Consider the following 22,904-nt stretch of genomic DNA (forward strand, 5'->3'; position numbering starts at 1 on the left):
TTATCCACCCGGTACGCCCCAGGAGTCTCGCCCGCCGTCCCCTTCACGCGGAGTGTCCGGTTGCCGCCGGATCGTTATGCTCAATTTCCGCTCAGATGTAATGACGCTGGTCGCACTGCGTCACTAGGGTCCTTCCCAACCGAGGAGGACGGAGCAAGAAGCCGATGAGCGGAGTTTCAGTGACCAAGGGCGCCGAGGACGCCGCGCCTGCGGCGAACGACCTTGTCGTACTGAGCAACGTCAACAAGCACTTCGGCGCGCTGCATGTGCTCCAGGACATCGACCTGACCATCGCCCGTGGCGAGGTCGTGGTCGTCATCGGGCCCTCCGGGTCCGGTAAGTCCACGCTGTGCCGCACGATAAACCGCTTGGAGACGATCGACTCGGGCGACATCTCGATCGACGGCAAGCCGCTGCCCGAGGAGGGCAGGGAGCTGGCCAGGCTGCGCGCCGACGTCGGCATGGTCTTCCAGTCGTTCAATCTCTTCGCGCACAAGACGGTGCTCGAGAACGTGATGCTGGGCCAGCTCAAGGTCCGCAAGACGGAGAAGAAGGCAGCCGAGGACAAGGCCCGTTCGCTGCTGGACCGGGTGGGCGTGGCGACGCAGGCCGACAAGTACCCCGCCCAGCTCTCCGGTGGTCAGCAGCAACGCGTGGCGATCGCCCGGGCGTTGGCGATGGACCCCAAGGTGATCCTCTTCGACGAGCCGACCTCCGCGCTCGACCCGGAGATGATCAATGAGGTGCTGGAGGTCATGCAGCAGCTCGCCCGGGACGGCATGACGATGGTCGTCGTCACCCATGAGATGGGCTTCGCGCGCTCGGCGGCGAACCGCGTCGTCTTCATGGCGGACGGAAAGATCGTCGAAGAGGCCACGCCCGACCAGTTCTTCAGCAACCCGCGCAGTGACCGGGCCAAGGACTTCCTGTCGAAGATCCTTCACCACTGATTGATCCTTCACTACCGGTTCCCGGACCGGGCTGATCACTCACATCGCGTCAACTCTAGGGAAATTCATCATGCAGCTTCGCAAGGTCACCGCCGCCTCGGCCGCCGTGCTCGCCCTCGCCCTGACCGCCACCGCCTGTGGTTCCGACAACAAGGACGGCGGCTCGGACGGTTCGGGCGGCGGCAAGAAGATCTCGATCGGCATCAAGATCGACCAGCCCGGTATCGGCCTCAAGACGCCGGACGGCAAGTACACCGGCTTCGACGTCGATGTCGCCACGTACGTCGCCAAGGAACTCGGCTACGACGCCAAGGACATCGTCTTCAAGGAGACCAAGAGCGCCGACCGCGAGACGGCGATCGAGCGCGGTGACGTGAAGTTCATCGCCGCCTCCTACTCGATCAACGACGAGCGGCTGCAGAAGGTCGACTTCGCGGGCCCGTACCTGCTGGCGCACCAGGACATCCTCGTGCGCGCCGACGACGACTCGATCAAGTCCCCAGCCGATCTGAACAACAAGAAGCTGTGTTCGGTCGCCGGCTCGACCTCGGCGAAGAACGTCCATGACAAGCTGGCGCCGAAGGCTCAGCTCCAGGAGTACGGCGGTTACTCGGAGTGCCTGTCCGGTCTGGAGAACAAGGCCGTCGACGCGCTGACCACCGATGACAGCATCCTGGCCGGATACGCCGCGCAGCAGGCGAACCAGGGCAAGTTCAAGCTGGCCGGCTTCAAGATGACCAACGAGAACTACGGCATCGGCCTGAAGAAGGGCGACGCCGACCTCAAGAAGAAGATCAACGACGCGCTCACCAAGATGGTCTCGGACGGTTCCTGGGACAAGGCCGTGAAGGCCAACTTCGGTCCGGCGAACTACAAGAACGAGCAGGCCCCGAAGATCGGCAACATCGTCAAGTGAAGCAGGGCTGACCCGGCGCGTCGTCCGTGAACGGCGGCGCGCCATGCCCTCCTACACGCGGAAGCGCGGGAGATCGTGTTCGACTTTCTTGAAGGTTACGACCTGTTGGGGGCCTTCTGGGTGACGGTGCAGCTCACCGTCTACTCCGCCCTCGGCTCCCTCATATGGGGAACGCTGCTGGCCGGCATGAAGGTCAGCCCGGTCCCCCTGATGCGCGGCTTCGCCACCGCCTATGTGAACGTGGTCCGGAACATTCCGCTGACCGTGATCATCGTGTTCTCGTCGCTGGGTCTCTTCCAAACCCTCAACATCAGCCTCGGCGCCAGCGATTTCAAGGACATCAACTTCCGGCTCGCGGTGCTCGCCCTGATCGCCTACACCTCCGCCTTCGTGTGCGAGGCCGTGCGCTCCGGCATCAACACTGTCCCCGTGGGCCAGGCCGAGGCGGCGCGTGCCCTCGGTCTGAGCTTCACCCAGGTACTGCGGCTGATCGTCCTCCCGCAGGCGTTCCGCGCAGTCGTCAACCCGCTGTCCAACGTGCTGATCGCGCTGACGAAGAACACCACGGTCGCCTCCGCGATCGGGGTCGCCGAAGCCTCGTACCTGATGAAGGGCATGATCGAGGCCGAGGCCCAGCTGATCCTGATCTCCGCGGTCTTCGCGTTCGGCTTCATCGTTCTGACCCTCCCGACCGGCCTGATCCTCGGCTGGGTGAGCAAGAAGGTGGCGGTGAAGCGATGACTTCCGTCCTCTACGACGCCCAGGGACCGCGCGCCAAGCAGCGCAATATCCTGTACACGGTGCTGTTCGTGCTGTGCGCCGCGGCGGCGGTGTGGTGGGTGTACGACAGCCTCGCTTCCAAGCACCAGCTCGACTGGATCAAGTGGAAGCCCTTCTTCACCAGCGCGCAGCCCTGGGAGACATACATCTGGCCGGGCCTCCAGAACACGCTCAAGGCCGCGTTCTTCGCCCTGCTCATCGCGCTGCCGCTCGGTGCGCTGTTCGGCATCGGACGACTCTCCGACCATCGTTGGGTACGGCTGCCGGCCGGTGCGGTGGTGGAGTTCTTCCGCGCCATCCCGGTGCTGATCCTGATGATCATCGCGAATGCGGTGTACTCCGAGTACACGAACATCAGCAGCGACTCGCGGCCGCTGTACGCCGTGGTGACCGGTCTGGTCCTGTACAACGCCTCGGTGCTCGCCGAGATCGTGCGAGCCGGTATCCACTCCCTTCCACAGGGCCAGACGGACGCTGCCAAGGCGATCGGGATGCGCAAGGGCCAGACCATGGTGTTCGTGCTGCTGCCGCAGGCGGTGACGGCCATGCTGCCGGCGATCGTCAGCCAGCTCGTCGTCATCGTGAAGGACACCGCACTCGGTGGCGCCATGATGACCTTCCCCGAGCTGCTGGCCTCGATCCGCCCGATGAGCGCGAACTACGGCGCGAACACCATCGCGTGTTTCACGATCGTCGCCGTGATCTACGTCGCCGTGAACTTCGCACTCACGTCGTTCGCGAGCTGGCTGGAGCGGTGGCTCCGGCGCAACAGGAAGGGCAAGACGGCCGCGCCCGGCACCGTGCCCGGGGGCGCACCGGAGACGATCGGTACGCCGTCGCTCGTCATCGACGACGGACGCGCCGTCTGACGGCTCGTCGCATGGTGCTCCCGAGGGGCGGTGGCAGATCAGCCACCGCCCCTCGCCGCGTTCCGGTGTCGCTTGACGCAAGCACCGGCAGTAGGTTGCATACGTTCTGTGATCGCGCACCGAGCCCCCGCCGCCACACCTCCTCCGCCCCCTACGCCCGTTTCGCTCCTTTCACCTGCATTGCCTGCACGGATTCGAGGAGCTTCGTCGTGGACCCGGTGATCGTCGTCGGCGCCGGGCCCGTCGGTCTGGTGCTGTCGCTCGCCCTCGCGGCACAGGGCGTCCCTTCCGTCCTTCTCGACGAGGATCCGGCCAAGGACGAGACGCGTCCCGCCCGTACTGTGGTGCTGCGCGAGGACACAGCGGCCCTGGTGGAACGGCTCGGCTGCAAGGCGCTGCGGCACGAGGGCATCCGGTGGTCCGGCTGGCGGTCCATGCGGCGCAAGCAGCTGGTGCGTGAGCTGGCGCTCGGCGAGGACTCCCCCGACGGTGATCCGTCGCCGGCCCCGATCCACCTGCCGCAGCACGTCCTGACGCGCGGGCTGCGGGACGCGGTGGCCGCACAGGAGCTGGTGCAGGTGGCTCCGTACGGCCGGATCGACACGCTGGAGCAGGACCCCGCCGGGGTCACGGTGCACACCAGGGAGCCGAACGCGACCTGGTGGCGCGGGAGTTACCTGGTGGGCTGCGACGGCGCCAGGTCCACCGTACGCAAGCTCCTCGACATCCGTTTCCCCGGGCGTACGGCGGTGGAACGGCATGCCGTCGCCGCGCTGCGCACCGAACTTCCCTGGCCCGGGCAGGCCGTGCTGCACCGGCTGCCGCCGTGGCGCACCGGCGGCGCCGAGGTGACCGCGCGGCCGCTACCGGACGGCGCCTGGCGGCTGGACTGGCTGCTTCCGCCGCGTGGCGAACTCGTCACCCCGGACGCCCTGATCACCCGGGTCCGGGACACCCTGGCGGGCTGGTGCGGCGAGACACCGCCGTACGAACTGCTGGACACGGGCGTGTACACGCTGCATCACCGGCTCGCCCTGCGCTGGCGGGTCGACCGGGCCTTCCTGGCCGGGGATGCCGCCCATCTGCTGGGCGCGCTGGGCACCCAGGGGCTCGACGAGGGGCTGCGGGACGCCGAGAACCTGGCCTGGAAGCTGGCCCAGGCCTGGCACTACGGCGCCTCCGAGGTACTGCTCGACAGCTACCAGGCGGAGCGCCGGGCCGCGGTCGCCGCACGGTTGCGCGCCGCGGACCAGTCGCTGCCGATACTGCGCGGCGGCGGAGGTCTGCGGACCCTGGTACCGGGGAGCGCACGGGGGCACGATTCACTGCTCACCGACGGACATCTGGGGTGCGGCCCCCTCGGTGCGCCCCCCTCGTACTCGCACTCGCCCCTTGCGCCCGCACGCGCCGAGGCGCACACATCTGTCGGTACGCCCCCCGGTGCGCCGGTCACCGATGTACGGGTGACGGCACCCGACGGCACGACCGTTCGGCTGCGCGAGCGGCTGGGGCAGGGTCATCTGCTGGTGGTCCTGGTGGCGCCCGGAACCGGGGTGTGGGACCGGCGGCACTGGATGTCCGCGGGCGTCATGCCCCGCCTCGTCGCGGCTGTCGACGCGCTGCCGGTGAAGGGCGAACTGCTGGTGACCGAGAGCTATCCAGGGGCGTCGGCGCACACGGTGCTGCTGATCAGGCCGGACGGTCACCTGGTGGCGTCGTTCAACGGGGTACGGCCCGGGGAGCTCCTCGCGGCGGCGGACGCGATGCGCGGCGGCGCGGCACGCACCTCAGTACGCTCCGACCGGACAGCGGACATCAATTGACCGTCGCAGGCGCACATGGTGTACTCCGAAACGTGACCGACACCGATGTGCGCCTGTGGCGGAGGGTCCATATGGACCTCGTCCGCTATGCGGGCTGCGTGTGTCGCCCGTCCTGCTGAATCGCCTCCTCCTGCCGCGCCGTGCGCTCTGTCGTGCGGCCGTGCATCCGCGCGAACCCTCAGGACGGTCTCTGTGTCTGCCCCTTCGTCACACTCTGTACGCATGTCCTCCTCCGCCGCCGACGGTGCTACCGGTCCGACGGCCGCAGAGCTGCTCGATTTCGTCCGCGGGGTCGCCGCCGACGCCGAGATCGTAGCCTCGCTCCCCCTCGATCCCGAGGGCCGCACCTGGGTCCAGCTGGAAGGACCGGGCGGCAGTGAGGCGTGGCTGATCGGCTGGCCGCCGGGTACCGGCACCGGCTGGCACGACCACGCCGACTCGATCGGTGCCTTCACCACCGCAGCCGGCACCCTCAAGGAGCTGTCGCTCGCCGCCCGGCTCCCCACCGACGGCTGGAAGACCCTCGAACTCGCCGAGGGCATCGACCGTTCCCGGCAGTTGGCCACCGGCCAGGGCAGGACGTTCGGCCGCCACCACGTCCACGAGATGCTGAACGAGTCCGGCACGGACCACGCCGTCACCGTCCATGCGTACTACCCACCGCTGCCGCAGATCCGGCGCTACAGCCGTACCGGTGCGGTGCTCCGTCTTGAGCAGGTCGAACGGCCGGAGGACTGGCAGTGAGCGACAGCCGTCGCAGTGGTACGGAGCCCGTCGGGATCGACGAACTACTGGATCAGGTCCGGGCCGGGTTCGTCCGGGTCGGCCCTCAGGAGGCGGTCGCCGCCGCTGCGGACGGGGCGCTGCTCGTGGACATCCGCTATGCGGAGCTGCGGGAACGGGACGGACTGATTCCGGGGGCGCTGGTCGTCGAGCGCAACGAGCTGGAGTGGCGGCTCGACCCGCAGGGAAGCCATCGGGCCCCGGAGGCGGTGAGCCACGATCTCCACATCGTGGTGGTCTGCAACGAGGGCTACGCGTCGAGTCTCGCCGTCGCGTCCCTGCGGCAGCTGGGGCTGCACCGGGCGACCGATCTCATCGGCGGGTTCCGGGCGTGGCGTGCTGCGGGGCTTCCGGTCGAGCCCTGACGGACGGCGCTGGAACGGGGCAGGGACCGGAACGTCCAGCCGGAGTCCGGTGTCGGGCGGAGCCGGGCGGAGCGCCCCAGCCGCAGGACGCCGACGCCGGATCCCGTCGGAGGGTCACTGCCTGGACGTGGCTACCTCCACCGGGCGGACCCTGAGTGCCAGTCGGCCGGGCAGCGCCGTGGCGGTCAGTGCCAGCAGTGCGGCGACGCCCACCACTGTCGCGTACACCAGCGGCAGAACCGCGGGCGCCGCACTGCCGGTCATGCCGATGCTGAAGGCGGTCAGTACAGCCAGTGCGATACCGCTGCCGAGGGCAGCGGCGATCAGCAGGACCGACAGGGCCTCGATGCGGAGCATCCGCAGGACCTGACGCCGGGTCGCGCCGGCCAGCCTGAGCATGGCGAACTCCCTGATGCGCTCGGACACGGACATGGCAAGGGTGTTGACGACCGCGATGGCGGTGAACGCCAGGACCAGGCCCATGGCGAGATGGTTGACCGCCGCATTCTCCTGCTGTCGGTCCGCCTGGAGCCGGTCGGCGGTCGCCGGAGCCAGGACGGAGACGCCGGGGAACTGCTTGAGTGCGGCGGCGAGTTCGTCACGGCCGCTGTCCCCGGCGACCAGGACCGTGGCGGCAAGAGGGTTGTCCATGTGGCGGGCGAGCAGCTCATGGGGCAGGGTCAGGTCGCCGAAGCCCAGGCCCCGGCTGTAGACGGCGGCGACGGTGAGGGTGGCGGGGGTGCCGTCGCCGAGGTGAAGTTTCAACTTGCTGCCGGGGTGGAGGCCGAGCCGGTCGGCAGCGAGTTCACTGATCGCGGCGGTGCCGGGGCCGGCGGTGAACCCGGTGAGCGATCCGCTCGTCACGTCAGGGTCCCAGGTGCGGGCGAGTCCGGCCTGGGTGACGCCTTGGGCCGGGTACTTGTCCAGGCCTACGCGCACGGTGGTCCGTACGACCTCGGTGGCGGCCGTGACACCCGGCGTCCTACGGACGGTCTCGGCGGCCGCGGACGGGACACCTGGCCCCTGTGCGGCCAGTACCCAGGTGGCGCGGACGCCGTCGTGGGCCTGGGCGCGGGCGGCGTCGCCGAGCGTCGGCTGAACGAAGAGAACCGTGCAGGTCATCCCGATGAGCAGGGTGAGCGGGGTGACGACGGAGGCCATCCGGGTGGAGTTCCCGCGGATGTTCGCGGTGGCGAGCGGTCCCCCGGAACCTGCCAGTCGAAGTGGTCCCGCGAGCAGTACAGAAGCCAGTCGCACGAGGAACGGGCCCAGCAGTGACACGGCCGTGGCCGACACGACGACGGCCAGGAACGTGACAGGGGTCGCGGCGGCCTCGGTACGCAGGACGCTCAGTACGGCAATGAGAGCGGCGCCGCCCGCGAGCAGTACGAGACCCGCGACGATCCGGCCGCGGGCCGGGCCGCGCTCGACCGTGGACTCGGCCATGGCCTCGGCTGGACGGATACGGGCGATACGGCGGCCTGAGATCCTCGCCGCCGCCCAGGCGCCGAGGAGAGTGACGGCCAGGGCTGCGCAGGCCGGGAAGATACCTGCGGTGCGTTCCAGGGTCGCCGGGATCACACCCATGTCGATGAATCGATTGTGCAGCCAGCCGGCGAGGGGCAGCCCGGCGAGCGCGCCCAGGACACCGGAAACGGCTCCGACGGCCAGGGCCTCACGGCCGAGGAGGCGGCGGACCTGACGCGGGGTGGCAGCGATGGCGCGGAGCAGGGCCAGTTCGCGGTGGCGCTGCTGGATGGAGAGCGCGAAGGTGCCGACCACGACGAGGATCGCGACCAGGAGGGACGTACCACCCATGGCGCCGCCCATGGAGACCAGCTTGATACGGGCTCCCGCGGCGTCCAGGAACTCGACGGGCCCGCGGTCATCACCGGTGGCGACCTGCGCGGTGGTGCCCTTGAGCGCCTGTTCGACCTGCTGCTTCAACCGGTTGAGGTCGGTGCCGGGCGCGGGCATCACGCCGAGGGCGCTGATCCGGCCGGGACGGGCGGCAAGTCGCTCGGCCTCGGCGGTGGAGAAGAAGAGCGAGGACTGCTGCCGTAGATCGCCCCGGCCGGCCGGGGCCGCAATGCCACTGATGCGGTACGGGCGGGGGGCGCTGGTGGACTGGACGACGAGCCGGTCCCCGGGCTTCAGGCCTTTCCGTTCGGCGAGGCCGCGGTCGATCACCACGTCGTCCTCGGAGGCGGGGGCGCGGCCTGAGACAAGAGCGAAGGGGGTGAGTGGGGCGGAGGCCCAGGAGTGGCCGTACGAGCGGCGGGCGGCGAGCTGGGACTGGGTCGCAGATCGAGACACGGGCTGGGCCAGAAAGGTCAGTTCGGGAATCACCTTCCGTACGCCTTCCAGATTGCTGATCCGATCAGCGATCGCCGTGGGCAGCCAGGCGCGCTCGGCGACCGGCTTCGACTTGTGTTTGACCTTGGTCTTTCCGTTGCCCTTGTGCTTGACGGTGGTGCGGTGGACGTTCTGGTCGGCGGAGACCACGAGCGGCGCGGCGGCATAGCGTTCGGTGGAGATCCTTCCGCGCAGGCCGGTCTCCAACAGCGTGCCGCAAGCGGTGATGAGGGCTGCGGCACACATGAGGGCCAGGAAGGCACCGAGGAATCCGCCCTTACGGTCCCGGATCGTCTGCAGGGCATAGCGCAGCATCATGGTGCGTCCGTCTCTTTTCTGTTGTTGTCCGCCGGGGTCACGGCCGGGTCCGGCGCCGGGTCGCTTCCGCGTTGGAGCTGCTCGAAGAGGGCGAGGCCGGCGCGCAGGGCCAGTGCACGCGGGTGATCGCTGGTGGCGTGCGCAGCGTCCGTGTCGTGCACGGCGTGTGTGTCGTGCACGGCGTGTGTGTCGCGCACGGCTGCCATGGGTGGCTTCTCTGCCATGCGTCACACAGTGCTCTGTGCCCGGATATCCGTGCACTGGAGCGCGCCTGCGTCTTCGTACTGGGGCTACCCCCCGCACGCCGTTGCCGGTCCCCCGAATCCACCCCGACACACCCGAACGCCACGCTCCGGTGGAGCAATCCCCGTGCGCGACAGACATTCGCCTCAACGCCAAGGACCGACGTGACGGAGACCTCGCACTCATGCCGACCCCCACCCTCACCCCCGACCAGCTCGACGTTCAGGCCACTCGCCTCCACGACACCGAGGCGTGGCAACAGATCGTCTCCGGCTGGGGCCTCACCGCCCCCGAACCCTCACTCCCCTCCTCCCCCGGCACCGCGGAACAACTGCCGGTCAGCCACCCGGCCGACTGGCGTGACCTGCTGTCCGTACCGGTCGACCAGCTCATCGCCGACTCCGTCCGTGCCCTGCCGGCGACCGCGCCATGCGAACGGCCCCTCCCCGGGCGCCTGGGTGCGATCCTCCCCGACCGGCTCCACTCCTGGCGGCGCATCGGGCAGCCCGAGGTGCGTCCCTCCACCCATCTCGCCTACGCACGACAGATCCTGACCGAGTGGGGCTGGCAGAACACCCCGTACCGGTTGCGCAACGCCCGCGGCGCGCGGTGCATCTGCGGCGCCCTCCTCACCGCACACCGCCTGGGCTACGGCTCCCGCGACACCGTGGACCGGGCCGGCGCCTGGCTCGTCGCCGAGCTCCGCTCCCAGGGCTGGACCGGGCTGATCGGACCCTGGAACCGGCACCCCGGCCGCACCGCCGCAGATGCGCTCGCCCTGATCGACGCCACCATCAGCCGCGCCGCTCGCGCCGGGCAGTAATCACCACAACCGCCCCGCCCAGTACGGGCCCGGTCAGTAGGGCTCGTCCAGGCCTTCCGTGTCCTCGCCCTCTTCTTCCAGCGCCTGCCGCACCACGCGCAGGGCCATGCCTTCCCCGTACCCCTTGCGGGCGAGCATGCCCGCAAGGCGGCGCAGCCGCTTGTCGCGGTCCAGGCCGCGAGTGGAGCGCAGCTTGCGCGCGACCAGCTCTCGGGCTGTCGCGTCCTCCTGCTCGGAGTCGAGCTGCCCGACGGCCTCGTCGATCACGGCGGAATCCACCCCCTTGGTGCGCAGCTCACGGACGAGTGCGCGGCGGGCCAGCCCTCGGCCGTGGTGCCGGGACTCCACCCAGGCGTCCGCGAACGCGGCATCGTCGATCAGCCCGACATCCTCGAAGCGCGACAGCACTTCTTCGGCCGCCTCGTCCGGGATCTCCCGCTTGCGCAGGGCATCCGCAAGCTGCTTTCGGGTGCGCGGGGTCCCGGTGAGCAGCCGCAGACAGATGTTGCGCGCCTGCTCGACCGGGTCTCGCGGCTCCCCCTTCTCGGCCCTCGACGAGGAAGGGGAGCCGCTGCTCCTGGAACGGGAGCGGGCACCACGACCCGCCCCCTCACCGAATCCGGCGCCCGAGTCGGTGCCGTGGCCGGCCACCGGCTCGTACGCACCCTCGGATTCGGCCGTGTGTCCGGCGGCGAATTCGGGGCCAGGACCGGCGCCATGGTCAGTAGTGGCGCTGACCGGCCACTCCGTACGACGCGTCACGGTCTAGCTCTTGGCCGCCGCGGTCTTGGCCGGCTTGGCCTTGCCGGCCGGAGCGGGCACCGACTTCGCGCTGTCGGCCGAAGCTGCGGCGCCGCCCGCCGCATCCGCACCGGGCTCGGCGGCGTTGGCATCAGGCCTGACGCCGACGCCCAGCTTCTCAAGGATCTTCTTCTCGATCTCATTGGCGAGATCGGGGTTGTCCTTGAGGAAGTTACGGGCGTTCTCCTTGCCCTGGCCGAGTTGGTCGCCCTCGTACGTGTACCAGGCGCCCGCCTTTCGGACGAAGCCGTGCTCCACGCCCATGTCGATCAGACCGCCCTCGCGGCTGATGCCCTGGCCGTAGAGGATGTCGAACTCGGCCTGCTTGAAGGGCGGCGCGACCTTGTTCTTCACGACCTTGACGCGGGTGCGGTTACCGACGGCGTCGGTGCCGTCCTTCAGCGTCTCGATCCGGCGGATGTCGAGGCGCACCGAGGCGTAGAACTTGAGCGCCCGGCCGCCGGTCGTGGTCTCCGGCGAGCCGAACATCACACCGATCTTCTCGCGGAGCTGGTTGATGAAGATCGCGGTGGTCTTGGACTGGTTGAGCGCGCTGGTGATCTTACGGAGTGCCTGGCTCATCAGGCGGGCCTGCAGACCCACGTGCGAGTCGCCCATCTCGCCCTCGATCTCCGCACGCGGCACGAGCGCCGCGACGGAGTCGATGACGATCAGGTCGAGGGCGCCGGAGCGGACCAGCATGTCCACGATTTCGAGGGCCTGCTCACCGTTGTCCGGCTGGGACAGGATGAGGCTGTCGATGTCGACGCCGAGCTTCTTCGCGTACTCGGGATCGAGGGCATGCTCCGCGTCGATGAAGGCCACCGAGCCGCCGAGCTTCTGCGCATTCGCCACCGCGTGCAGCGTCAGCGTCGTCTTACCGGAGGACTCCGGTCCGTACACCTCCACCACACGGCCGCGCGGCAGGCCGCCGACGCCGAGGGCCACGTCGAGGGCAGTCGACCCGGTGGGGATCACCTCGATGGGCTCGTTCGGCCGCTCACCGAGGCGCATCACCGCGCCCTTGCCGAATTGCCGTTCAATCTGTGCGAGTGCGGCGTCCAGCGCCTTCTCGCGGTCGGTTCCTGCCATGGGTTCCACCCGATTTGCTTGAGTCGATCGCTTCACGTCAAAGACGCTAACCCCTGCCACTGACAATGGGCCTCGACGTCCTCCCGGCCTGTGGACAACTCCACGGTCGGGCCCGGGAAAACCCGGCCGGAATCCCATGAGAATGGATGTTCGATTTTAGTGTCAAGCACACCGCGTCGGACCGAACTGCCCCTAGCGTAGCGCCCTAGCACTCCACCCTCGGGGGAGTCAAGATCAGCGATCGACGCCACGCCAAATTCCGTCCATACGGGGACAAAGCCGACAGGCAAAGTGGCTCTGGTGTCCAGGGCGACGCGCGGTGCGGGCCGCGGCATGGCGGTTCAGCCGGGTGCGACCGGAGCGACCGATACGTCACGGGGCGGACGAGCGGGTCGCAGCGCTCGGAGATGAACCGCCCCAAGACCTCAAGGAGACAGCGGCTCTCGTGGACTATCGCTGAGACGAGCCCTCACCACCGAGCCGGTCAGGCACGTTCCGGATGCTCCCCGGCGCCGTCCTGTCCGCCCCGGCCCTCATTGCTCCCGGCAGTCCGCCAGGACCGGCGCAGCCGCGTGAGCACCGGCTCACCACGTTGCTGGTGGCGGCCGTGCACCCGCGGGTCGTCCGTCACGTCGTACCGCTTCACATAGGCGCCGAGAAAGGCCTGAAGCGTGGCGACGGCCGGGATCGCGATCAACGCACCCACGGCACCCATCAACGCCGTGCCCACGATGACCGATCCGAAGGCGACCGCCGGATGGATGTCGACGGTCCTGGAGGTGAGCTTGGGCTGCAGCGCATAGTTCTCGAACTGTTGATAGATCACGACGAATCCGAGCACCCACAACGCGTACCAGGGGTCGACGGTGAACGCGATCAGCATGGGCAGGGCGCCTGCCAGATACGTACCGATCGTGGGGATGAACTGGGAGACCAGTCCGACCCAGATGGCGAGCGCGGGCGCGTACGGAACGCCGAGGATCACCAGCAGGATGTAGTGCGCGATCCCGGAGACGAGTGCCATCAGACCGCGCGAGTAGAGGTAGCCGCCGGTCTTGTCGACCGCGATCTCCCAGGCCCGCAGGACCTCGGCCTGCTTGGCGGGTGGCAGTACGGAGCACAGGGCGCGCCGCAGTCTGGGACCGTCGGCGGCGAAGTAGAACGAGAACAGGAAGATCGTCAGAAGACGGAACAGCCCGCCGAGCACGGTGGTGGAGATGTCGAGCACTCCGGTCGCGCTGTTCTGGACATATTTCTGCAGCCAGTCGGAGTGCAGCACGCTGTCCTGGACCTCGACCCGGGAGAGCTCGGTGTGGAAGCTCTGGTTGACCCAGTTGATCACCGAGTCCAGATACTTCGGGAACTCCTCGACCATGTCGACGATCTGGCCCGCGAGCATCGAGCCGAGCAGCACGACGAAACCGGCCGCCGCTATCAGCACGATGAGGAAGACCAGGAAAGTGGCGAGGCCGCGACGCATGCCGCGCGACGACATCCGGCTCACCGCGGGCTCTATGGCGAGCGCCAGGAAGAACGCGATCAGCACATTGATCAGCAACCCGATGAGCTGGTCGAACGCCCAGCTGCCGAGCTGGAAACAGGCGTAGAGCGCCAGGGCGAGCACCATGGCACGCGGCAGCCACGCGGGCATACGGGCCGGCCCGTTGCCGGACGGTGGGACCGGCGGGGCGGGCTGGGTGAGAGGCGTCTGGGTCTGGGCTGTCTCGTCTGTCGGTGACACGGCTCCAGTCTCGCCTACGGCTGTGACAAACAGCCGCCCGCCCCGGACAACATCACAGGTCCGGCCATTGACGAGCCGACGATCAGCGCTTGTCGGCGGGGATGCCGACCGCGGTACAGACACCGCGCCAGACATCCTTGGCCTCCCAGCCCGCGGCCAGCGCCTGGTGCACCGTCTGCCCGCCGAGTTCGGCCATCACATGATCGCGCGCGAAGGAATCGGCGTATCCCGCGCCGAAGTGGTCCGCCATCCGTTCCCAGAAAATCGTCAACCGCATGACCTCAGTATCCCGCTCCTGAGAGTGCAGCCATGCCGCTACGTCTTGCCGAGAGCGCTTACCGCCCTACGGTCGGTCCATGGCTGGAACCGGAACAAGTCCCCTCAACCGTGCCGAGCAGTTCATCTGGCTCACGGCCCGTGTGCTAGAACAGCAGCGGTTCGCCCATCACTTCCTGAAAGGAAGTGCGGAGGCCGTGGAGACCGCACTCACCGCCTATCTGAATGAGGACGGCGGATTCGGGCACGCACTCGAACCCGATCTGCGTGGCCCCGTCAGTCAGCCACTGCACACCGCGCACGCACTCAGCGTCCTCGACTCCATCGGCCGCTGCAGCGGGCTGCGAGTGGAGCGGATCTGCCGCTTCCTGACCGAGGCGTCCACCAAGGAGGGGGCGCTGCCCGCTCTCCTGCCGTCGCAGCGCGGCTATCCGGCGGCACCGTTCATCCCGATCGTCGACGACCCGCCCGCGGCACTGTTGGCCACCGGCCCCGTCGTCGGGCTCCTGCACCGCAATGCGGTGTGGCATGCCTGGCTGTTCCGGGCCACCGATTTCTGCTGGGCGGCGGTCGACGCTCTGGAGCAGTCGCATCCGTACGAGATCGAGGCGGCCCTCGCCTTTCTGGACGGCGCTCCGGACCGGGCCCGTGCGGAGGCGGCGGCCGACCGGCTCGGGCGACTGGTGCGGGAACAGCGGCTCGCCGTGCTGGATCCGGAGAGGAGCGAGGAGTACCCGGTGGCGGCCGGATACGCACCGGGCGAGCGGCACTTCCCGTACGACTACGCCCGTACACCCGATTCACTCGCCCGCCGCTGGTTCACCGACGAGGAGCTGGCCCGCTCGCTCGACCATCTTGCGGCCGAGCAGCAGACGGACGGCGGCTGGCCGGTGAACTGGCGGCAGTGGGCGCCTGGGACGGCTCTGGAGGGACGGCCCATCGTGACGCTCAAGGCGCTCCTGACACTGCGGGCCCATGGGCGCAGCCTCGGCTGAGACCAGGCGGGCGAGGCGGCGCAGCGGGCGCCGCCCGATTCCGAATCGGCGTCGGCGTCGGCGTCGGCGTCGGCGTCGGCGTCGGCGTCGGCGTCGGCGTCGGCGTCGGCGTCGGCCGAGGGTTCCAGGACGACGGCGAGCACGAGCGCGGGCCCGTCGAGACCGAGCTGCTCGAGCAAGGCACGGCCAGGTTCCAGCGTCCCGTCGAGAAAACCGCGTACCAGGGAGCGGCGCTGCTCGCGCTGTTCCGCTTCCAGTGCGGATCGCTCGTCCATGTAACGTCTCGGCCACTGCACCGACCAGAGAGTGGTGCGACTGGAGCAGCAGATCGACCAGTTCGATGAGCGCACCCTCCTCACCCGGCCCGGCGGTCTCACGCAGCGACTGCCACAGGACGTACATGCCGAGCACGTGACTGCGCAGCAACAGATGCAGCGGCACATCCCTTCCTCGGCACGCTGCACCGCCCGTTCGCGGAAGAGGCGGAGCCCGCCGGGACCGGGGTGTGGTTCCGTGGCGCGGCGAAGGAAGAGACGTACGCCGTGCCGGATGGTCGCGGCGATCTCCAGGTCCTTCATGTCGTCCGGGAGTCCGGCGTATCCGGGGAGCTGCTCGAAGGACTTGCGGGTCATCCGCCGCGCCAGCTCATGGACCTTGGGCTCGCAGCGCAGGGCGAGGACCCTGGCCCCCTCCGTGCCCACGGGCTTCCACTCGGCGTATCTGCTGATGGCGGGGCTGGTGGCGGCGGCCGGTGTGCTCGCTGTCTGCTTCCTCCGGCCGGAGAAGGACGCGGCACGGCTCGATGTGGCCCAGACCGCGCCGATGGGCCTCGCAGTGCACTGAACGGGTCGCCAAGTAAGTGTGTAAGGGGCTCGGTCCCATGAACCGAGCCCCTTACACGCGTGTCTCAACAAGGTGTCTAACCGAGGGCACGTACCCCTGCAGTGACGACCACGGCGGCCCCTACGACCACGAGGAAGGGCGCGCGCAGAACAAGTGCGAGCGCCGCCGCGGCGAGCCCTGCGCCCCTGGCGTCCAGCGTCAGGTGCTGCCCGTCGCCGAACGTCTGCTGCGCGGTGAGGGCGGCCAGGAGCGCCACTGGCAGCAGCGCGGCGAGACGCTGCGCGAGCGGACGTTCCAGCACCCCGGCGGGCACCAGCAGTCCGAGCAGTTTGGCGAGGTAGCAGCCGACGGCGGTCAGCACGATGGCGATCCAGATGTTCATCGGTTCTCCTCCCCCGTGGCCGTGCCCCGGCTCGTTCCCTTCCGGCGTCCGCTCAGGAAGAGGACGGCGGGTGCGGCGAGCGCGGACAGCAGGACGGGTACACCTGCGGGCAGTACGGGCAGCAGTCCGAGCGCGAGCAGAACCGCGATTGCGGCGGTGATGCGTTCCGTCGTGCTCTTCAGCATCGGCGCGAGCAGGGCGAGGAAGACCGCAGGCGATGCCGCGTCCAGCCCCCAGGCGTCGGTGTCACCGAGCGCCTCGGCGCCGAGGGCCCCCAGCAGCGTGGTCAGGTTCCACAGCACGTAGAGGGTGAGTCCGGTGACGGCGAAACCGATCCGTGCGGCCCGCCGAGTGGGCTGCGGCAGTGTCACGGCGGTCGTCTCGTCGATGACCCATTGGGCGGCGAAGGGGCGGAGCGCGCGTGGAAGGGCGAGCAGCTGCGACAGCCGCAGGCCGTAGAACGAGTTGCGTACGCCGAGGAAGAAAGCCCCGGCAGCTGCGGTGTACGGGTTGCCGCCCGCCGCGAGAGCGCCCACGAGGGCGAACTGTGAGGCGCCGGTGAAGACAGCGAGGCTGAGCGCGCAGGTCTGCAGCAGGCTCAGTCCGGAGCCGGCCGAGGTCACGCCGAAGGCGAAGCCGGAAAGTCCGACGGCTATGCCGACACCGAGCGCGTCGCGTACGACGGCCGCGTCCGACTTCGCCCCGACGGCGTCCGGCTGCGCCGTCGGGACGGTCGCGCTGCCGTGGGGGGCACCAGCTGCTTCGCCGACGCCCTCTGGGAGTCTTGTCTGTTCTGCCACGACCGGAACGCTACGTGGGCAGGTCGCGCCCGGTCTTGTACGTTCTTGCACGTTCGCGCCGGTACGCGCCGGGCGGCACTCCCACGATCCGGGTGAAGTGACGGTTGAGATGCGGCTGATCGGTGAAGCCGACCTCGGCGGCCGCCTCCGCAGGTGCTGTCCCCGCGTCGAGCATCCGGCGCGCGGCCCGCACCCGGGCATCGGTGAGCCAGGCGTGCGGCGGCATCCCGTACTGCTTCTTGAAGGCCCTCAGCAGCGCGAACGGACTGGTTCCGAGCTCCGCGGCCAGCGCCTCCAAGGTGGGCGGCTCCGCCATCCTGCCCTCCAGCACCGCGCGGGCCCGCGCCGCGTCACGGGCACCCGCCGATCGGGGCACGCGCGCCGGCAGCGCGCTGCCGTGCAGGTTCAGCAGCCGCGCGACCATCACCCGCAGCACGGTGTCCGCGGCGAGTGCGTTGCCCTCCTCGGCTGCCCGGTGGACCTCGCCGATCAGCCGGGCCGCGTACGGGTCCATGACGCTGGTCTCGGTGAAACCGACCGTGCCGCGCAGACTCGTCGTATCGGCCGCGATGTCGTTGATCACCTGCGCGGACGGGTACAGCGTGGCGTACACCCAGCCCTCCGGAACACCCGCGCGGGCGGTGTGCGGCACCTCCGGATTGATCATGACTACGGCGCCGGGGCCCGCGTGTACGACGGTGCCGCCGGGCAGCCCGACGTCCTCCACCCCTCGGGTGATGGTGCCGAATACATAGCCCTCGTGGCTGTGGCGCGGGAAGGTGTGCCGCACGTACCGGGCACGCAGCAGATCGAGGTCGGGCAGCTCCGCGTACTGCCAGTGCCTCGCCCACTCTCCTGACCCCGACTCCGGCATTGCCACCATGGACGAATTCTCGCAGCTACGGGGTGCGGTCGCCGATGGCCGTCACAGCCGTTGTCAGTGCCGGGGTGCACGATGGGGGACATGGCCGGCTCTGCGCTCGACTCGTTCTCCCCTGCGACCCGCAGTTGGTTCGCGGGTGCCTTCAGCGCGCCCACCGCCGCGCAGGAAGGCGCCTGGCGCGCGATCGGCGAGGGCTCCGACGTGCTGGTCGTCGCGCCGACCGGCTCCGGCAAGACCCTGGCCGCGTTCCTCGCCGCGCTGGACGGTCTTGCGTCCGTCCCGCCTCCCGCCGAGGCGAAGAAACGCTGCCGCGTGCTGTACGTATCGCCCCTCAAGGCCCTAGCGGTCGATGTCGAGCGCAATCTCCGCTCGCCGCTGACCGGCATCCGCCAGGAGTCGGTGCGTCTGGGGCTGCCCGAGCCCGAGGTCCGGGTGGGAATCCGCTCCGGCGACACCCCGCCCGCCGAGCGCCGCTCGATGGCGACCCGGCCGCCGGACATCCTGATCACCACGCCCGAATCGCTGTTCCTGATGCTGACCTCATCGGCCCGGGAGGCGCTGTCCGGCATAGAGACGGTGATTCTTGACGAAGTGCATGCCGTGGCGGGTACGAAGCGGGGCGCCCATCTCGCCGTGTCGCTGGAGCGTCTCGACGAGCTGCTGCCGCGGCCCGCACGGCGGATCGGCCTGTCGGCGACGGTCCGTCCGGTCGACGAGGTGGCGCGCTTCCTCTCACCGCAGCGGAAGGTGGAGATCGTCCAGCCGCCGTCCACCAAGCGGTTCGACCTGTCGGTGGTCGTGCCGGTCGAGGATCTGGGCGAGCTCGGCGGCTCCCCCGCCACCGACACCGACCAGGCGGGCCAGGCGGGCCAGGCGGACAAGCCGTCGATCTGGCCCCATGTCGAGGAACGCATCGTCGATCTCGTCCAGGAGCATCGCTCCACCATCGTCTTCGCCAATTCCCGCCGCCTCGCGGAGCGGCTCTGCAACCGGCTCAACGAGATCGCGTATGAGCGGGCCACCGGCACTGTGCTCGATGAGCACAGCTCCGCCACGGCGCTGCCGGAAGCACAGTCCCCGGCCGAGATCATGGCTCAGTCGGGCGCGGCGAAGGGCGCCCCCGCGCTCCTCGCCCGCGCACACCACGGTTCGGTTTCCAAGGAACAGCGCGCCCAGGTCGAGGAAGACCTCAAGGCGGGCCGCCTGCCGGCCGTGGTCGCCACCTCCAGTCTGGAGCTGGGCATCGACATGGGGGCGGTCGATCTGGTGGTCCAAGTTGAGTCGCCGCCGTCGGTCGCCTCCGGGCTGCAACGGGTCGGCCGGGCCGGGCACCAGGTCGGTGCGGTCTCCACCGGAGTGGTCTTCCCGAAGTACCGGGGCGATCTGGTGCAGGCTGCCGTGGTCACCGAGCGGATGCGCGAGGGCTCCATCGAGGCGCTCCGGATCCCGTCCAACCCCTTGGATGTGCTGGCCCAGCAGCTCGTCGCCATGGTTGCCCTGGACACGTGGCAGGTGGATGACCTGCTGGCCGTGACCCGCCGCGCCGCCCCCTTCGCCGCCCTGCCCGAGTCGGCGTTCACCGCCGTGCTGGACATGCTCGCCGGGCGCTATCCCTCCGATGCTTTTGCCGAGCTGCGCCCGCGTGTGGTCTGGGACCGGGTGGCCGGTACGGTCACGGGCCGCCCCGGCGCCCAGCGACTCGCCGTCACGTCCGGCGGGACCATCCCCGACCGCGGGCTCTTCGGGGTCTTTCTCGTCGGCGCCGACCCCAAGAAGGGCGGCGGCCGGGTGGGCGAGCTGGACGAGGAGATGGTGTACGAGTCCCGGGTGGGCGACGTCTTCACGCTGGGCACCACGTCCTGGCGGATCGAGGACATCACCCGCGACCGGGTCCTGGTGTCGCCCGCCCCCGGGGTTCCCGGCCGGCTGCCGTTCTGGAAGGGCGATCAGCTGGGCCGTCCACTGGAGCTGGGGCGTGCGCTCGGCGCGTTCCTCCGCGAGATCGGCGGACTGTCCCAGGAAGATGCCCGGCAGCGTCTGCTCGCCGCCGGTCTCGACACCTGGGCCGCCGACAACACCCTGTCGTACATCGACGAACAGCGCCGCGCCTGCGGTCACGTACCGGACGACCGGACCATCCTCGTCGAGCGTTTCCGTGACGAACTGGGTGACTGGCGGGTCGTCGTCCACTCCCCGTTCGGCGCGCAGGTACATGCCCCATGGGCGCTGGCGCTGAATGCCCGCCTCGCCGAGCGGTACGGCATGGACGCCCAGGTGATGCATGCCGACGACGGCATAGTGCTGCGGCTGCCCGACGCAGACCTGATGGGCCTGGACCTCCTGGACTTCGATCCGGCGCAGGACCCGGCCCAGGATCAGGCACCGTTGCCGGGCCCCTCCTACGACAGCGGGCAACCGCCCGTCGGCGCTGCGGACGTGACCTTCGACCAGGGCGAGATCAACCAGATCGTCACCGACCAGGTGGGCGGATCAGCCCTGTTCGCCTCGCGGTTCCGCGAATGCGCGGCGCGCGCCCTGCTGCTGCCGCGACGCAGCCCCGGCAAGCGCACCCCGCTCTGGCAGCAGCGCCAACGCGCCGCACAACTCCTCCAGGTCGCCTCCGAGTTCGGCTCCTTCCCGATCGTTCTGGAAGCGGTCCGCGAATGCCTCCAGGATGTCTTCGACGTCCCCGGGCTGGCGGAACTCATGGGCGACCTCGAAGCACGCCGTGTCCGGCTGGTCGAGGTGACCACCCCGGAGCCCTCGCCCTTCGCCCGCTCGCTCCTGTTCGGCTATGTCGCCCAGTTCCTGTACGAGGGCGACTCGCCCCTCGCCGAGCGGCGGGCCGCCGCCCTCTCCCTCGACTCCCACCTCCTGGCCGAGCTCCTCGGCCAGGCAGAACTGCGCGAACTGCTCGACGCCGATGTCCTGACCGAGCTGGAGCAGGAACTCCAGTGGCTGACCGAGGACCGCCGGATCAAGGGCATTGAAGGGGTCGCCGATCTCCTTCGGGTCCTTGGACCGCTCACCGACGCGGAGTTGGCCGAGCGCGGCGCCCAGCCGCCCTGGGCTCCGGAGCTGTCCGCGGCCCGCCGGGCCATCCGGGTCCGGATCGGCGGAGCGGACCACTGGGCCGCGATCGAGGACGCGGGACGGCTGCGCGACGCACTGGGCACCGCCCTCCCGGTGGGTGTCCCCGAGGCTTTCACCGAACCGGTCAAGGACCCACTCGGCGATCTTCTCGCCCGATACGCGCGTACGCACGGCCCGTTCACCTCCACCGAGGCCGCCACCCGTTTCGGCCTCGGCACCGCTGTCACGGACGGCGCGCTGCAGCGGCTCGCCGCGACCGGCCGGACCGTCCAGGGCGAGTTCCACCCCGCCGGCATCGGCCAGGAGTGGTGCGACGCCACCGTGCTGCGCCGACTGCGCCGCCGCTCGCTCGCCGCGCTCCGACATGAGCTGGAGCCGGTCCCGCCCGCCGCCCTCGCAGGCTTCCTTCCGCAGTGGCAGCACCTGGGCAACAACAGCCTGCGCGGCATCGACGGACTGGCCCGCGCCATCGAGCAGTTGCAGGGTGCGCCCGTCCCGGCGTCGGCCCTGGAGAAACTGATCCTGCCGGGCCGGGTCACCGGCTACTCCCCCGCGCTGCTGGACGAGCTGACCACCACCGGCGAGGTCGTCTGGGCCGGTGCGGGTGCCCTTCCCGGCAAGGACGGCTGGCTGTCCCTCTACCTCGCCGACAGCGCACCCCTGCTCCTCCCGCCCCCGCACCCGCTCGAACTGAGCGCATTGCACGAATCCGTCCTGACGGCCCTGACTGGCGGATACGGACTGTTCTTCCGGCAAATCGCCGACCAGGTCCGCGCCACCACCCACCCGGACTGCACCGATCCGCAACTGGCCGATGCAGTCTGGGACCTGGCCTGGTCGGGCCGGCTCACCAATGACACGCTCGCCCCGCTGCGTTCACTCCTCGGCTCCGGTCGCACGGCAGGATCGACCGCCCACCGCGCCAAACGGAGCGTCCCGCGCGGGCGTTACGGCTCACTCACCGGCGCCGCCCGGCCCGTGTCCCGCACCGGCCCGCCCACCGTCTCGGGCCGCTGGTCCCTGCTGCCCTCCACCGAACCCGACCCCACGCACCGTGCGCACGCGCTGGCCCGCACACTCCTCGACCGCCACGGGGTGGTGACCCGCGGCGCGGTCCAGGCCGAAGGCGTCGAGGGCGGCTTCTCCGCCACGTACCGCGTCCTCTCCGCCTTCGAGGACAACGGGCAGGCCCGGCGCGGCTATGTCGTCGAGGGCCTGGGAGCGGCCCAGTTCGCGATGGACGGCGCGGTCGACCGGCTGCGTGCCACGTCCACCGCCCGTGACCGTACGGAGCCGGGAGCCGCACCCCACGCCCTGGTCCTCGCCGCGGCGGACCCGGCCAATGCCTATGGCGCGGCCCTGCCCTGGCCCGAACCGCCGGACGGCGCCGGGCACAAACCTGGCCGCAAGGCAGGCGCCCTGGTGGTGCTGGTCGACGGCGAGCTGGCGATGTACATGGAGCGTGGCGGCAAGACGCTGCTCGCCTGGCCCACCGACCCGGAGGACCCGGCACTCCTCGCGGCAGCCGGGGCACTGGCGGCAGCCGCCCGCGCGGGGGCGCTCGGCACGGTCACGGTGGAGCGCACCAACGGCGCCTCGTCCCTGACCTCCCCGCTCGGCCGCACGCTGGAGGCGGCCGGATTCCTGGCCACCCCGAGGGGACTCCGCCTGCGCGCCTGAACCACCTGCACACCTCACGCCTCCTACGCCACTCTGCCCGTCCCCAACACCACCCGCACCCAGCACACCACACTCCCCACCCGACCCCGCATC

General features: G+C 69.9%; 21 protein-coding genes and 1 pseudogene. 13 read left to right on the top strand and 9 right to left on the bottom strand.

The genetic code is table 11. The features are described 5' to 3' along the window. Positions 1 to 164: 164 nt before the first annotated feature. From OG609_RS10290 to OG609_RS10325, 8 genes are all read left to right on the top strand, one after another. A complete protein-coding gene (locus tag OG609_RS10290) occupies positions 165 to 950 on the top strand; it encodes an amino acid ABC transporter ATP-binding protein (protein WP_327272539.1) in 786 nt (261 codons plus the stop codon). A 70-nt stretch (positions 951 to 1,020) separates the two neighbouring features. Beyond that, positions 1,021 to 1,866 carry a glutamate ABC transporter substrate-binding protein gene (locus tag OG609_RS10295; protein ID WP_327272540.1) on the top strand — a complete coding sequence of 282 codons (846 nt, stop codon included), beginning with the start codon at positions 1,021 to 1,023 and terminating at the stop codon, positions 1,864 to 1,866. A 75-nt stretch (positions 1,867 to 1,941) separates the two neighbouring features. Continuing rightward, positions 1,942 to 2,607: an amino acid ABC transporter permease gene (locus tag OG609_RS10300; RefSeq protein ID WP_327272541.1), complete on the top strand. Its 666-nt coding sequence runs from the start codon at positions 1,942 to 1,944 to the stop codon at positions 2,605 to 2,607. Beyond that, the gene (locus tag OG609_RS10305; RefSeq protein WP_327272542.1) at positions 2,604 to 3,515 is read left to right on the top strand and encodes an amino acid ABC transporter permease; all 912 of its coding nucleotides are present in this window, start codon (positions 2,604 to 2,606) and stop codon (positions 3,513 to 3,515) included. The genes OG609_RS10300 and OG609_RS10305 overlap by 4 nt, the downstream gene beginning before the upstream one ends. A 209-nt stretch (positions 3,516 to 3,724) precedes the next feature. Beyond that, the gene (locus tag OG609_RS10310; RefSeq protein ID WP_327272543.1) at positions 3,725 to 5,338 is read left to right on the top strand and encodes an FAD-dependent monooxygenase; all 1,614 of its coding nucleotides are present in this window, start codon (positions 3,725 to 3,727) and stop codon (positions 5,336 to 5,338) included. A 71-nt stretch (positions 5,339 to 5,409) separates the two neighbouring features. Beyond that, positions 5,410 to 5,457, top strand: coding sequence for a hypothetical protein (locus OG609_RS10315; RefSeq protein WP_309506048.1), 48 nt, complete (start codon positions 5,410 to 5,412; stop codon positions 5,455 to 5,457). Between the two features lie 103 nt (positions 5,458 to 5,560). Beyond that, on the top strand, positions 5,561 to 6,082 hold the full coding sequence (locus OG609_RS10320; RefSeq protein WP_327272544.1) for a cysteine dioxygenase: 522 nt from the start codon (positions 5,561 to 5,563) through the stop codon (positions 6,080 to 6,082). Then, positions 6,079 to 6,486, top strand: coding sequence for a rhodanese-like domain-containing protein (locus OG609_RS10325; protein ID WP_327272545.1), 408 nt, complete (start codon positions 6,079 to 6,081; stop codon positions 6,484 to 6,486). Before OG609_RS10320 ends, OG609_RS10325 begins: the two co-directional genes overlap by 4 nt. A gap of 114 nt (positions 6,487 to 6,600) precedes the next feature. Here the strand turns inward: OG609_RS10325 and OG609_RS10330 are convergent, their stop codons facing one another. Together OG609_RS10330 and OG609_RS10335 are read right to left on the bottom strand one after the other, a co-directional pair. Then, a complete protein-coding gene (locus tag OG609_RS10330) occupies positions 6,601 to 9,159 on the bottom strand; it encodes an FtsX-like permease family protein (protein WP_327272546.1) in 2,559 nt (852 codons plus the stop codon). After that, positions 9,156 to 9,383, bottom strand: coding sequence for a hypothetical protein (locus OG609_RS10335; protein WP_327272547.1), 228 nt, complete (start codon positions 9,381 to 9,383; stop codon positions 9,156 to 9,158). The genes OG609_RS10330 and OG609_RS10335 overlap by 4 nt, the downstream gene beginning before the upstream one ends. A gap of 203 nt (positions 9,384 to 9,586) precedes the next feature. Here OG609_RS10335 and OG609_RS10340 point away from each other — a divergent pair, with 203 nt between their 5' ends. Continuing rightward, entirely contained in the window at positions 9,587 to 10,225 is a 639-nt protein-coding gene (locus tag OG609_RS10340) for a DUF6197 family protein (protein ID WP_327272548.1), read from the top strand. Positions 10,226 to 10,258: 33 nt separating this feature from the next. On the opposite strand, the gene recX is transcribed toward OG609_RS10340, so the two are convergent. Both recX and recA read right to left on the bottom strand, forming a co-directional pair. Beyond that, on the bottom strand, positions 10,259 to 10,987 hold the full coding sequence (gene recX, locus OG609_RS10345; protein WP_327272549.1) for a recombination regulator RecX: 729 nt from the start codon (positions 10,985 to 10,987) through the stop codon (positions 10,259 to 10,261). 3 nt (positions 10,988 to 10,990) lie between these two features. Beyond that, a complete protein-coding gene (gene recA / locus OG609_RS10350) occupies positions 10,991 to 12,118 on the bottom strand; it encodes a recombinase RecA (RefSeq protein WP_114247024.1) in 1,128 nt (375 codons plus the stop codon). Positions 12,119 to 12,358: 240 nt separating this feature from the next. Here recA and OG609_RS10355 point away from each other — a divergent pair. Continuing rightward, positions 12,359 to 12,543, top strand: a pseudogene (locus tag OG609_RS10355) (short-chain dehydrogenase); the annotation flags it as partial. A 59-nt stretch (positions 12,544 to 12,602) separates the two neighbouring features. Here OG609_RS10355 and OG609_RS10360 read toward each other — a convergent pair. Together OG609_RS10360 and OG609_RS10365 are read right to left on the bottom strand one after the other, a co-directional pair. Next, positions 12,603 to 13,769, bottom strand: a complete 1,167-nt coding sequence (locus tag OG609_RS10360) for an AI-2E family transporter (RefSeq protein ID WP_327277997.1) — start codon at positions 13,767 to 13,769, stop codon at positions 12,603 to 12,605. Positions 13,770 to 13,941: 172 nt separating this feature from the next. After that, positions 13,942 to 14,136 carry a DUF3046 domain-containing protein gene (locus tag OG609_RS10365; protein WP_266357346.1) on the bottom strand — a complete coding sequence of 65 codons (195 nt, stop codon included), beginning with the start codon at positions 14,134 to 14,136 and terminating at the stop codon, positions 13,942 to 13,944. A gap of 79 nt (positions 14,137 to 14,215) precedes the next feature. Here OG609_RS10365 and OG609_RS10370 point away from each other — a divergent pair, with 79 nt between their 5' ends. Then, entirely contained in the window at positions 14,216 to 15,130 is a 915-nt protein-coding gene (locus OG609_RS10370) for a hypothetical protein (RefSeq protein WP_327272550.1), read from the top strand. Positions 15,131 to 15,823: 693 nt separating this feature from the next. After that, positions 15,824 to 15,973: a hypothetical protein gene (locus OG609_RS10375; protein ID WP_327272551.1), complete on the top strand. Its 150-nt coding sequence runs from the start codon at positions 15,824 to 15,826 to the stop codon at positions 15,971 to 15,973. Between the two features lie 76 nt (positions 15,974 to 16,049). Here the strand turns inward: OG609_RS10375 and OG609_RS10380 are convergent, their stop codons facing one another. Genes OG609_RS10380 through OG609_RS10390 form a run of 3 tightly spaced genes read right to left on the bottom strand, consistent with a single transcriptional unit; the run spans position 16,050 to position 18,029 of the window. Continuing rightward, on the bottom strand, positions 16,050 to 16,355 hold the full coding sequence (locus OG609_RS10380; RefSeq protein ID WP_327272552.1) for an AzlD domain-containing protein: 306 nt from the start codon (positions 16,353 to 16,355) through the stop codon (positions 16,050 to 16,052). Further along, positions 16,352 to 17,155 (bottom strand): AzlC family ABC transporter permease, encoded by an 804-nt coding sequence (locus OG609_RS10385; RefSeq protein ID WP_327272553.1) that lies wholly within the window; start codon positions 17,153 to 17,155, stop codon positions 16,352 to 16,354. Before OG609_RS10385 ends, OG609_RS10380 begins: the two co-directional genes overlap by 4 nt. Positions 17,156 to 17,165: 10 nt before the next feature. Then, on the bottom strand, positions 17,166 to 18,029 hold the full coding sequence (locus OG609_RS10390; RefSeq protein WP_327277998.1) for an AraC family transcriptional regulator: 864 nt from the start codon (positions 18,027 to 18,029) through the stop codon (positions 17,166 to 17,168). A 90-nt stretch (positions 18,030 to 18,119) separates the two neighbouring features. Between OG609_RS10390 and OG609_RS10395 the strand changes: the two genes are divergently transcribed. Further along, a complete protein-coding gene (locus OG609_RS10395; protein ID WP_327272554.1) occupies positions 18,120 to 22,811 on the top strand; it encodes an Lhr family helicase in 4,692 nt (1,563 codons plus the stop codon). The last annotated feature ends 93 nt before the right edge of the window (positions 22,812 to 22,904 follow it).

This window comes from Streptomyces sp. NBC_01224, assembly GCF_036002945.1.
In the GTDB taxonomy this organism is placed as follows: Bacteria; Actinomycetota; Actinomycetes; order Streptomycetales; family Streptomycetaceae; genus Streptomyces.